The following is a 12,158-nucleotide window of genomic DNA, read 5'->3' on the forward strand; positions in this document are numbered from 1 at the left end:
ATAAAAGGGGAGAAGAAGCTATGGCAGATAATGCATGCGTTGTAAATAATGTTGAAAATTTAGTTAAAAAATTAGCAAAAATTAGAGAAGCTCAAAGAATCTTTGCTACATACACTCAAGAGCAAGTAGATAAGATTTTTTTAGCAGCATCTTTAGCAGCTAATAAGCAAAGAGTTCCTCTAGCTATAATGGCACAAAAAGAAACTGGTATGGGAATTGCTGAGGATAAAGTTATAAAGAATCACTATGCATCAGAATATATATACAATGCATATAAAGAAACTAAAACTTGTGGTGTTATAGAGAGAGATGAAGCCTTTGGTATGACTAAAATAGCTGAGCCAATAGGAGTTGTTGCAGCAGTTATACCTACAACTAATCCAACTTCTACTGCTATATTTAAATCACTTTTAGCTCTAAAAACTAGAAATGGAATAATATTTTCTCCACATCCAAGAGCAAAAAATTCTACTATAGAGGCAGCAAAGGTAGTTCTTGAAGCTGCTGTTCTGGCTGGAGCTCCTGAAGGTATAATCGGATGGATTGATGAGCCATCTTTGGAATTAACTACGACTGTTATGAAGGAAGTTGACTTAACTCTTGCTACAGGAGGTCCTGGAATGGTTAAATCAGCATATTCATCTGGAAAACCAGCTATTGGAGTCGGTGCAGGTAATACACCAGCAATAATTGATGACAGCGCAGATATAAAAACTGCTGTAAATTCAATTCTTGTATCTAAGACATTCGATAATGGTATGATATGTGCTTCTGAACAATCAGTTATAGTATTGGAAAATATATATAATGAAGTTAAAAAAGAATTTAAAGAGCGTGGTGCTTACTTATTAAATAAAGAAGAAACAGAAAAATTAAGAAATGTAATTTTAGTAAATGGGGGATTAAACTCTAAAATCGTTGGTCAAACAGCTTGCACAATAGCAACATTAGCAGGTTTTGAAGTTCCAGTTGATGCTAAAGTTTTAATAGGTGAGGTTGAATCAGTTGAAATAGAAGAAGCTTTTGCTCATGAAAAACTTTCACCAGTACTTGCAATGTATAAAGCAAACAACTTTGATGATGCAGTTAGTAAAGCAGAAAAATTGGTAGAAGATGGAGGGTTTGGTCATACATCTTCATTATATATTGATGATGTAAATCAGAGAGAAAAGCTTGATAAATTTACTAAAGCTATGAAAACTTGTAGAATTTTAATTAATACTCCTTCTTCTCAAGGGGGTATAGGTGATTTATATAATTTTAAACTAGCTCCTTCTCTTACTTTAGGATGTGGTTCTTGGGGAGGAAATTCAGTATCTGAAAATGTAGGAGTTAAGCACTTACTTAATATTAAGACAGTAGCTGAGAGGAGAGAAAATATGCTTTGGTTTAGAGCACCAGAAAAAGTTTATTTTAAAAAAGGTTGTTTAGGAGTGGCGTTAAAAGAACTTAAAGATGTAATGAATAAAAAGAGAGCTTTTATTGTAACAGATACATTCCTTTACAATAATGGATATACTAAGACAGTTACTGACTTATTAGATGAAATGAACATCAAGCATACTACTTTCTTTGAAGTTGAACCAGACCCAACTTTAGAATGTGCTAAGATAGGTGCTAAAGCTATGAGAGAGTTTAATCCAGATGTAATAATATCTATAGGTGGAGGAAGTGCAATGGATGCAGGTAAGATAATGTGGACATTATATGAGCATCCAGAAGTAGATTTCCAAGACCTAGCAATGAGATTTATGGATATAAGAAAAAGAGTGTATACGTTCCCTAAAATGGGTGAAAAAGCTAGTTTTGTAGCTATACCAACATCAGCAGGGACTGGTTCAGAAGTAACTCCATTTGCAGTTATAACTGACCAAGATACAGGTGTTAAATATCCATTAGCTGATTATGAGTTGATGCCAAATATGGCTATAGTTGATGCGGATATGATGATGAATATGCCAAAAGGATTAACTTCTGCTTCTGGTATTGATGCTTTGACTCATGCATTAGAAGCATATGTATCTATGCTTGCAACTGACTATACAAATGGTCTAGCTTTACAAGCTATTAAGAGCATATTTGAATATCTTCCACGTGCATACGATAATGGAGCAAAAGACTCAGAAGCAAGAGAAAAAATGGCAAATGCTTCTACAATGGCAGGAATGGCTTTTGCAAATGCATTTTTAGGTGTTTGTCACTCTATGGCTCACAAGTTAGGTGCTTTCCATCATGTACCACATGGTGTTGCAAATGCTCTTTTAATAACAGATGTTATGAAATTTAATTCTTCTAATGCACCAAAGAAAATGGGAGCTTTCTCTCAATATAAGTATCCAGAGGCATTAAAGAGATACGCTGAAATAGCTTCATTCTTGGGATTAAAAGGAAATTCTGATGAAGAAAAATTCCAAAGTTTATTGATAGCTATTGAAGATTTAAAGAGTAAAGTTGGTATTCCTAAAACTATAAAAGAATTTGGTGTTGAGGAATCTAAATTTATAGATTCACTAGATGAAATGGTGATTCAAGCCTTTGATGACCAATGTACAGGTGCGAATCCAAGATATCCTCTTATGAATGAAATAAAAGAAATGTATTTAAATTCATATTATGGAAAATAAATTTACTATAAAACTTACTATAAAATAAATAAACTAAAATCCTGTATACATTAGATATATAATATCATTGTATATGGGATTTTTCGTTTAAAAAAACATAAATAGTTTTGAAACTTTAATTCAAAATTCAATTAAATAATGTTATTATAATAATTAGAATGAATCTATATGTAATATTTGGGTATATTTGTATGTAAGATAAGTAATAAATTTGTATTAATAAAGATATAAATAGGGATATAAAGTGTTGACTAATTAAGGGAGGGGTAAGATGACTAAAAGAAATAAAAGTGTTACATTAATTATAATTCTTTTAATGGCATCATTATTTCTGATATTAGGATATCTATATATAGAAGATACAAGAAAACTTCTTATATCAGAGGCAGAAGTACATATAAAAGAAGTTGCGATACAAGGTTCTCAGTTAGCACAAAGACAAATTGAAAAAGATTTAGATATTTTAAATATTTTTTCAAGTTATTATACTTCAAATCCTAACATGTCTAATGAAGAAAAAATAAAAAAGCTTTTAGATGAAATGGAAAACCAAAAATTTTATACTATGGCAATTGTTGATATAAATGGGAATGCAGAAAATACTAAGGGTAATAAGTTTTCTGTTAAGGATAGAGAATTCTTCAAAAATTCAATTAATGGTAAAAAGTATGTTTCAAGCCCATATATTGATGAAGTAAATAAGTCTGTAAAAAAGATTACTATCTCAGTACCAATATTAAATAATGATAAAGTAGTTGGAGTTTTGTATTGTACTTATGATGTCAATACTCTAATGAAACTTATAAATGTATCTTTTTATGAAAATAATAGTATATCTTATGTTGTAAAAAATAATGGGACAGTTATACTTCATCCTCAACAAGATAGATTATCAAGAAATATTTATGAATTGTTAAAGCAGGATAATGATATTAAAGATGTAAATCAATTAAAAAAACAATTAGAAGAAAATAAAACAGGTGCTGCAATCTTAAATATGTCAGGAGAAAGACGATACCTAGGATATGCTACTATGGATAATGGAAAGAAAAAAGATAATTATATAAAGGATTGGAACTTGATTTTTTCAATTCCAGAAAATGTTATATTCCGTAATTCTGAGCAAATTATTAAGAGAGCTGTATATGCAGTATTATTGATTATATTTGTGTTTATTGCAATTATTTTCTATATAATGTACATAAAAAAATCTAATGAAAAAGAAATATTAAGTTTAGCATATGAAGATAGAGTTACACATATAGGAAATCAAAATAAATTTTATAGAGAATGTAGTAAGTATCTTTTAAATAAACCATCTTTAAATTATATTATAGTATATTTTGATATTGATAATTTTAAAATGATTAATGATACTTTTGGATATGAATTTGGTGATAATCTATTAATTACTATAGCAAGTGCTTTAAAAGAGGAACTAACAGAAGGTGAAATATATGCACGACTTTCAAGTGACTATTTTGCTATTTTTTGTGAATATAAAAATGGAAGAAATAAAATTATAAAAAAAATTGATAGTATACGAAGTAATATTGAAAATAATCTAAATACAGTATTTGAAATTTCTCTTTGTGTGGGTATTTACTTCGTAGAAGAAGGAGAAGTAGATGCTCAAAAGGCTGTAAATAAAGCTAATATGGCAAGGTCTATTGCCAAAGGTAAAAATATAAACTATGCTATTTATAATGAAGATGTTAGAAATAAGCTTAGTGAGGAATCTATAATTTTAGATGATATAAAGACAGCATTAGTAAAGAATCAATTTGAAGTTTATTATCAACCTAAGTTTTCACTTGTAAATGGTGAGATGATAGGAAGTGAAGCACTGATAAGATGGAATCATCCTGAACATGGGTTTATAAGTCCAGCTATATTTATTCCAATAGCAGAAAAAAGTCAATTGATTTTAAAAATAGGTAGATTTGTATTTGAAAGAGTTTGTAGCGATTTATCTAAATGGGAAAAACAAGGGAAAAAATTAGTACCAGTTTCAGTAAACCTATCTAGAGTTGAGTTATATCAACCAGATATTGTAAAATTTATCAATAGTACTATCCAAACATATAACATACATTCAAATTTAATTGAATTAGAGATAACAGAAACTGTAGTTATTAATGAATTAAATATACTAAAAAGTGTTTTAAATGAATTAAGGAAGCATGGATTTTCAATTTCTATGGATGATTTTGGAACAGGTTATTCTTCTATTAGTTGTCTAAGGGACATGCCAATTGATGTATTAAAATTAGATAAGTCTTTTCTTAATGGTCTTGAAAATGATGAGAAAAGTCGTAATATAGCAAAGTCTATAGTATCTCTAGCAAAATCATTAGATTTAATTGTAATTATAGAAGGCGTTGAGAGTAAGAAACAGGCTGAGTTAATGAAGCAATTTGGATGTGATTTAGTTCAGGGGTTTTATTTTGCAAGACCAATGCCAGTTCAAAATTTTATGAAATTACTTTAAAAATAAAATTTATTTTTTCATATAAAACACTATTATATATGCTTGGATTTAATAAATGCTTGCTAGATAATTAGTGTTTTTATTTTGTAAGATTCAGATATGAGGAAAGTAATTATCTTTTATAAAAATCTGTTAAAAATAAATTATTTTGGACATAAATATGTTATTAACAAAAGAATAGTACTATAATGTATAGATGATAAAAAACTTAAATAAAAATTTAATGATAGGAGTTGTTTGAGTATGATAGATATAAGCATTGATAAAAAACTTAAGGACAAATGGCCTGATGCAAAATTAGGATGTATCCAAGCAAAAGTAGTAGTAAATAAAAGCTCAGAAAAGTTAATAAATGGGATAAATGAGTTTTGTGATATTTTGAATCAAAAGCTAGAAATTGAAGATATTACGAAATTGGATAAGATTAAAGATGCAAGAGATGCATATAAAGAACTTGGTAAAAATCCAAGTAGATATAGAACGTCTTCAGAAGCATTAGTTAGAAGAATTGTTCAAGGTAAGGGTCTATATACAATAAATAATATAGTTGAAATAAATAATCTAATATCTATAAAATCATTATATCCAGTTGGTACATATAATGTAAGTAAACTACATCCACCAATATGTTTTACTGTAGGTGATGAAGGCGAGCAGTATAAAGGTATTGGAAAAGAGTTGATAAATATAGAAAATCTACCTATATTATCTGATTCATTAGGTAAATTTGGAAGCCCAACTAGTGATTCCGAGAGAGCTATGATAACAACAGATGCAATTGAAATACTAATTTGTATATTTTCATTTAGTTCGGAATCAGATATTGAAGAGTACTTTGGATACGCTAAGGATTTACTTAAAGAGTATGCAGATGGAAAGGATATAGAAACTAAAATAATTAAATAATAATTATATAAAATGTATATAACAACGTTATGTTAAGTTGGATACCAATATATAAGAACGAATCAAAAAAGGAAACTAACAAGATATTAGTTTCTTTTTTTGGAAATAGTAGTTTAATGTAACAAAAATAGACAGATAGCCACACTGATGCTTAAAAGTATGGTAATATATTATTATAGCAGAGGTTATATTTAAGGGATTTTGAAAGGGGGAATTGACAATAATCATTTTATCTGAAATATAAATTGATATCATGTAAATAACTCTATCTTTAAAAATATAAATTAATAATATAATAGTTTGGGTATATAGAAGAAATAAGGTTTTTTAAAACTAGTAAAGTACATAGGTAATTATAATGAAGAAAGGATTTAGTTATGATTGAAGGAAAAGAGGCAAAACAAGAAAGTGGGCAAAAAAATCTAAAAGTTAAGATAGCTATAGTAGTAGGTGTTTTGATTGTAGCTTATATAGGGATGGCAATCTTTTTTAGAAATCATTTTTACTTTGGTACAACTATTAATGGTGTGAAAGCTTCAGGAAAGACAGTTGAACAAGTAAATGATTTATTAGCATCAAGTACTAATTCTTATACTTTAAGTCTAGAGGAAAGAAACAATAAAAAAGAACAAATAAAAGCAAAAGATATAGATTTAAAGTTTACACCAGATGATAAGGTTCAAAAAATAAAAGATAGCCAAAGTGCGTTTGGATGGATTGGTGGAATATTTAAATCTAAAGAGTATAATAATATGGTAACTCTTTCATATGATAAAGATTTACTAGAAAAAGGGTTTAATGCTTTATCTTGTTTTGATAGTAAAAATGTTGTAGAGCCTAAGAGTGCATACCCTAAGTATGATAGCAGTAAAAATGCTTATGTTATAGTACCAGAAGTACTTGGAAACAAAGTAAAAAAAGATGATTTTTATAAATTAGTAAAAAAATCAATTAATTCTGGTGTTACTTCTGTTTCTTTAGAGGAGAGTAAATTATATGAAGTTCCAAACAATACAAAGGATTCAGAAAAGTTAAAAGAGGCTATTAAGACATTAGATAAATATGTCAGTGTAGTTGTTACATATGATTTTAGTGACCGTAAGGAAACTTTAGATGGTTCTGAGATTAATAAGTGGTTAAAGGTAGACTCAGAAAAAAATTATGACATAACTTTCGATAATGATGTGATGGTAGAGTATACAAGAGGATTAAGCAAAAAATATAGTACTTTTGGAGATTCAAGACCATTTAAAACTGCAACTGGCAAAGAGATTACTATTTCAGGTGGAATTTATGGATGGTTGATAGATAAAAAGAAAGAAGCAGAAGCTTTAGTTGATGTTGTAAAAGCTGGAAAAAATGTTACAAGAGAACCTATCTACATACAAAAAGCTGTATCTCGTAATAAAGATGATATTGGTAATACATATGTTGAGATTAGTCTTTCTGACCAACACATGTGGTTCTTTAAGAATGGAGAAATGCTTGTATCAACAGATGTTGTAACAGGCGATTTAGGTAGAGGATTTGCTACCCCATCAGGGATATATCCTCTTAACTATAAAGCTAGAAATGTTTCTTTAACTGGTCAAGGCTATAGTTCACCTGTAAGTTATTGGCTTCCATTTAATGGAAATATAGGAATTCATGATGCTACTTGGAGAGGTTCTTTTGGTGGAGGTATATATAGATCTTCAGGTTCACATGGATGTGTAAACACACCTTTTTCTAAGGCAAAGAAAATCTATGAAAATATAGAACCAGGTACACCAATTATTTTATACTAGTAAAAATATTGTTTATAACGATTAAGTGAAGTCATCTTAGTTTTTTTAGATGGCTTCTTTTTTATATAGAAAGGAATGTATATAATGAATGAAAAATTAATTAAAATTTTAGATGAAGCAAAGAACGATTCAGAGTTTAAGAAAGAGATTATGGAAACAAGAAAACAACGTGATGTTATGGATTCATTTTGTAAAGTAGTTACATCTAGAGGATATGATATAACGATAGGTGAACTTTTTTCTATAGGAGAAGAATATACATCCAATCTTTTAAAAAGCGTAAATGGAGGAGCTGCATATCCTATTGAAGATTGGAGTGATTGGTTCGAGGATTTTTTCATCATGTTGGCGAATATATAATATATAAACTAATTAGTGGTATTACTTATTTAAAGTTAAGATAATGATTGAGGGACTAAAGTATTTAAAAATAAGTGTAAATTTTATCAATCTTAAAAAAGGATTAACTTATATCTAATAAATTTAGAAAAAATTAAACTAAAATAAGCTGACAAAAATCGATATGAGCTGATGATTTATAAAAGTTAGATGAAAAAATATAAGATATTTCTAAAAATTCAAAAAAAACAATAAGTTTTATCATTCTATGTGTTGAAAAAAAAGATAAAAATAATTTATATGGAATAAATAAAGTTATATGTAAAAAAAAATTGAAATAAAAATTGAAAATGTCGATAAACCGTTAATTTCAAAACAAAATAACGCTATTGACAAACCATATTGCTTTAAATTATAATTATTGAAAATAATGATATTTAAAAATCATACTCATGTCATAGTCTAAAAGTAAGTCAAAAAAGAATGTAAGTCTAAGCAAGTACTACTCTAAAATATGTTTTATTAAAAAATAAATGTTGAAAAAAATTAATTATTATATAAAAATGCTGTTTATACTTTAACAATGAGGTAGTAATCTAATTAGAATAAAAAACTCTAATTAGTTATATACATAGTAAAAAGGTAAGAGAGGTGATTTGGATGGCTTTTGAAATAATAAAAAGCATTGTTGAGGCAGAGCAGACAGCAGACAGTATTAAAGTAAAAGCTGTTACTGATGCAGAGTCTATCAGAGCTGATGCTGTAAACGAATGTGAAAGCATCTTGACTGATGTAAAAAAGCAAGCAAAGCTTATGGAAGAAACTCTTGTTGAGAAGGCAGTCACCGACAGTAAAGCAGAGGTTGATAAAATCTTGGCAGATGCTAAAAGTGAATGTCTGAAAATTGAAAAAACTGCGACAGAAAGACGAAGTAAGGCAATCGAAGCGGTTATTGGAAAGGTAGTGAGATAATATGGCAATAGTTAATATGAACAAGATATCTATTGTTGGCTTAGAAGCTCAAAAAAGCCAAATTTTAAAGCTACTTATGAACCGTGGATTTGTTCAGATTGATGATAGTGCCTTTCTTACTGAAATGGATGAGTTAAAAAATCATCTTACAAAAGATGGTGAGGAGTCAGAGGTTATAATGCTAGAACAGAAGATGGCACATGTGAATCAAGCGATTGACATTGTTTCTTCACTAGTGAAACAAAAGAAAGCTATGTTTGCACCAAAAAGAGAATTTAACAAAATTGACAGTGAAAAAGAAGATGAAATTTATGCTGAAGTTTTGGAGTTAAATAATCTAAATAAAGAGATAGGTACAATAAGGAGTAACATAAATTTATTAAATAATAATAAAAGTATGTTAGAGCCATGGGTAAACTTTGATGTTCCTTTTGAAAAGATGGAAACTAAGTATACAAAAACTATTCTAGGAACTATACCCACAAATGCAAATATTGATGCTTTAAGAGTTAGACTAGAGGATGAAGTGCCAGAAAGTGTTCTTGGAATTATTGATTCTGACAAGTTAATGAACTATGTTTATTTAATTACTTTAAAAGAAACTTTTGATAATGCTACAGAAGTTCTTAAAGAATTTAATTTTACAATAGTTACATTACCAAGTGAGGAAGGTACACCATCACAAGCTATCAAGAAATACAATGAAATGATAATTAGACAGGAAAACGTTTCTAAAGATAAGACAGAAGAAATCAAAAATCATGGAAATAATATACACATGCTTGAAAATCTATATGACTTTTACACTATAGAAAGAGACCAGAAAAAGATTATAGAGAGACTTGTAAAAACAAAAACAACATTCTGTCTTAATGGTTGGTTACCAAGTAAAAGTGCAAGCGACCTAATTAGTGAAATCACAGAAAAGTTTGATTGTTGTGTTCAAACAGAGGAAGGAAACAAAGAAGAAGGTTTCCCGATTCTACTTGAAAACAATAAACTTGTAACACCTTTTGAAAGTGTAACAAACATGTACAGTTGTCCAAGCACAAAAGATATTGACCCAAATACGATTATGACTTTTTTCTATGTTGTATTCTTTGGAATGATGCTAAGTGATGCTGCATATGGGATAATAATTGCCCTAGCTTGTGGATTTATTGTATACAAATCAAAAATGAAAAAGGGTGAAGGAAATTTAATTAAACTTATTGGTATTTGTGGAGTTTCAACTACTATATGGGGTCTTATATTCGGGGGTATTTTGGGGGATTTAGTTCCTATAAAAGCTTTAATTAATCCTTTAGAGGATGTTATGGTACTTATGGGGATGTCATTACTGTTCGGTATTATCCATATATATGTAGGTTTGGGAATTAAAGCATATACATTAATAAGAGATGGAAAGGTAATAGATGCAATTTTTGATATAGGGTTTTGGTATTTATGTATAACAGGGGTATGTCTACTTATAATACCTTTTGTTGCAGGAGATATTGGCGTATTTTCTGAAGTAGGAAAATATTTAGCAATTATAGGTGCTATAGGTCTTATCCTTACTCAAGGAAGAAGCTTTAAAGGTGTTCCTGTTAAGCTTTTTAAAGGATTTTCAAGTCTTTATGGTATAACAAGTTATTTTGCTGATATATTATCTTATACAAGAATTATGGCTCTTTGTCTAACAACAGGAGTTATAGGGCAGGTTATCAATCTTTTAGGGGCTATAGCTGGTCCAATATTTGCAGTTGTAATTGGTGTTGTAGGACACACAATAAACCTTCTTATAAATGCACTAGGTGCATATGTTCATACAAGTAGGTTACAGTATGTAGAATTTTTCAATAAGTTTTATGAAGGCGGAGGAGTTCCTTTTGTTCCGTTTAAGTATAAAACAAAATATACAAGCATTAATAAAAAGGAGATGTAAATATGGAATTTTTAAACGCGTTAGGAAATGGTCAATTTTTGGCAATATCAGGAGCTGCTATAGCAGCGTTATTTGCAGGTATGGGTTCTGCTAAAGGTACTTCAATAGCAGGTCAAGCCGCAGCAGGTGTTGTAACAGAAGACCCTAGTAAATTCGGTCAACTTCTAGTTTTGCAACTTCTTCCTGGTACACAAGGTCTATATGGATTTATCATAGCTTTCCTTATTTTATCAAAAGCAGGAATTATTGGTGGAGATGCGATACCAACATCAGCTCAAGGTTTACAACTTCTTATGGCAGGACTTCCAATTGGTCTAGTTGGCTTAGTATCAGGTATTGCACAAGGTAAGGCAGCAGCAGCAGGGGTTGGAATAGTTGCTAAAAGACCTGAAGAACTTGGTAAAGCTATAACATTTGCAGCGATAGTTGAAACATATGCTCTTTTAGGACTACTTGTTTCTTTCTTAGCTTACAATGGAATTGCAGTTGGTTAATTATAGAATATAATTCATAAGTAAAAAAAATGAAAAGGAGGAAGCACTCCTATGGGTAATGAACAAAAAATGATTGACAGAATTATAGCTGATGCCAAACAAGAGGCACAAGAAATATTGGATAAAGCTAAAAGTGAAGCAGATTTAAAGATAAGTTCAGCTAATGAAAAAGCTGAAAAGGAAATGGCTTCCTATACAAAGCTTGCAGAGGCAGAAGCAGAGAAAGCAGCTTCTAAGGAAATATCAGGAGCTTATATGGAGGCTAAGAAACAAATATTATCAAAGAAACAACAGATTTTAGAAGCAGTAATTTTAGAAGCTAAAAATAAACTTCTAAATCTTAAAGATAGTGAATATGAACAAATTATATTAAATATGATTGAAAAAGCGAATTGTACAGATGGATCTGAGATAGTATTATCTAAAAAAGATAGAAAAACATTAAAAGATGTATTATCTAAAAAAGGCATTAAAGTATCTGATGAAACTAGAGATATTACTGGAGGTTTCATAGTTAAAAAAGGTGACATTGAGTATAATTATTCGTTTGAAGCTATAATTGCAGTAGAGCATGAAGATATTGAGCAAATTGCAGCAGAAATTTTGTTTAATTAAGGA

At 29.4% G+C, this 12,158-nt stretch carries 9 protein-coding genes; all 9 read left to right on the forward strand.

Annotated elements, in window-relative coordinates; genetic code table 11:
• The first annotated feature begins 20 nt into the window (after positions 1 to 20).
• The 9 genes from adhE to IC219_RS09890 all read left to right on the forward strand — a co-directional run bounded on the left by adhE (position 21) and on the right by IC219_RS09890 (position 12,155).
• Positions 21 to 2,624: a bifunctional acetaldehyde-CoA/alcohol dehydrogenase gene (gene adhE, locus IC219_RS09850; RefSeq protein WP_227830988.1), complete on the forward strand. Its 2,604-nt coding sequence runs from the start codon at positions 21 to 23 to the stop codon at positions 2,622 to 2,624.
• 271 nt (positions 2,625 to 2,895) lie between these two features.
• The gene (locus IC219_RS09855) at positions 2,896 to 5,115 is read left to right on the forward strand and encodes an EAL domain-containing protein (protein WP_227830892.1); all 2,220 of its coding nucleotides are present in this window, start codon (positions 2,896 to 2,898) and stop codon (positions 5,113 to 5,115) included.
• Between the two features lie 243 nt (positions 5,116 to 5,358).
• Entirely contained in the window at positions 5,359 to 6,021 is a 663-nt protein-coding gene (locus IC219_RS09860) for a B3/4 domain-containing protein (RefSeq protein WP_227433960.1), read from the forward strand.
• Between the two features lie 377 nt (positions 6,022 to 6,398).
• Positions 6,399 to 7,808, forward strand: coding sequence for a L,D-transpeptidase family protein (locus IC219_RS09865; RefSeq protein ID WP_227830891.1), 1,410 nt, complete (start codon positions 6,399 to 6,401; stop codon positions 7,806 to 7,808).
• An 84-nt stretch (positions 7,809 to 7,892) separates the two neighbouring features.
• Entirely contained in the window at positions 7,893 to 8,168 is a 276-nt protein-coding gene (locus IC219_RS09870; RefSeq protein WP_227482030.1) for a Nif11-like leader peptide family natural product precursor, read from the forward strand.
• Positions 8,169 to 8,807: 639 nt separating this feature from the next.
• On the forward strand, positions 8,808 to 9,119 hold the full coding sequence (locus IC219_RS09875) for a hypothetical protein (RefSeq protein WP_227433997.1): 312 nt from the start codon (positions 8,808 to 8,810) through the stop codon (positions 9,117 to 9,119).
• A 1-nt stretch (position 9,120) separates the two neighbouring features.
• On the forward strand, positions 9,121 to 11,046 hold the full coding sequence (locus IC219_RS09880; RefSeq protein ID WP_227830890.1) for a V-type ATP synthase subunit I: 1,926 nt from the start codon (positions 9,121 to 9,123) through the stop codon (positions 11,044 to 11,046).
• 2 nt (positions 11,047 to 11,048) lie between these two features.
• A complete protein-coding gene (locus IC219_RS09885; RefSeq protein WP_021385913.1) occupies positions 11,049 to 11,540 on the forward strand; it encodes a V-type ATP synthase subunit K in 492 nt (163 codons plus the stop codon).
• A 51-nt stretch (positions 11,541 to 11,591) separates the two neighbouring features.
• Positions 11,592 to 12,155, forward strand: coding sequence for a V-type ATP synthase subunit E (locus tag IC219_RS09890; RefSeq protein ID WP_227433964.1), 564 nt, complete (start codon positions 11,592 to 11,594; stop codon positions 12,153 to 12,155).
• Positions 12,156 to 12,158: the final 3 nt, after the last annotated feature.

Source organism: Clostridioides sp. ES-W-0018-02, from assembly GCF_020658175.1.
In the GTDB taxonomy this organism is placed as follows: domain Bacteria; phylum Bacillota; class Clostridia; order Peptostreptococcales; family Peptostreptococcaceae; genus Clostridioides.

Excerpts from the sequence above, each read along its gene's own strand:
- IC219_RS09855 (WP_227830892.1), top strand. The coding sequence starts at position 2,896 with ATGACTAAAAGAAATAAAAGTGTTACATTAATTATAATTCTTTTAATG.
- IC219_RS09890 (WP_227433964.1), top strand. The coding sequence starts at position 11,592 with ATGGGTAATGAACAAAAAATGATTGACAGAATTATAGCTGATGCCAAA.
- IC219_RS09860 (WP_227433960.1), top strand. The coding sequence starts at position 5,359 with ATGATAGATATAAGCATTGATAAAAAACTTAAGGACAAATGGCCTGAT.
- IC219_RS09880 (WP_227830890.1), top strand. The coding sequence starts at position 9,121 with ATGGCAATAGTTAATATGAACAAGATATCTATTGTTGGCTTAGAAGCT.
- adhE (WP_227830988.1), top strand. The coding sequence starts at position 21 with ATGGCAGATAATGCATGCGTTGTAAATAATGTTGAAAATTTAGTTAAA.
- IC219_RS09870 (WP_227482030.1), top strand. The coding sequence starts at position 7,893 with ATGAATGAAAAATTAATTAAAATTTTAGATGAAGCAAAGAACGATTCA.
- IC219_RS09885 (WP_021385913.1), top strand. The coding sequence starts at position 11,049 with ATGGAATTTTTAAACGCGTTAGGAAATGGTCAATTTTTGGCAATATCA.
- IC219_RS09865 (WP_227830891.1), top strand. The coding sequence starts at position 6,399 with ATGATTGAAGGAAAAGAGGCAAAACAAGAAAGTGGGCAAAAAAATCTA.
- IC219_RS09875 (WP_227433997.1), top strand. The coding sequence starts at position 8,808 with ATGGCTTTTGAAATAATAAAAAGCATTGTTGAGGCAGAGCAGACAGCA.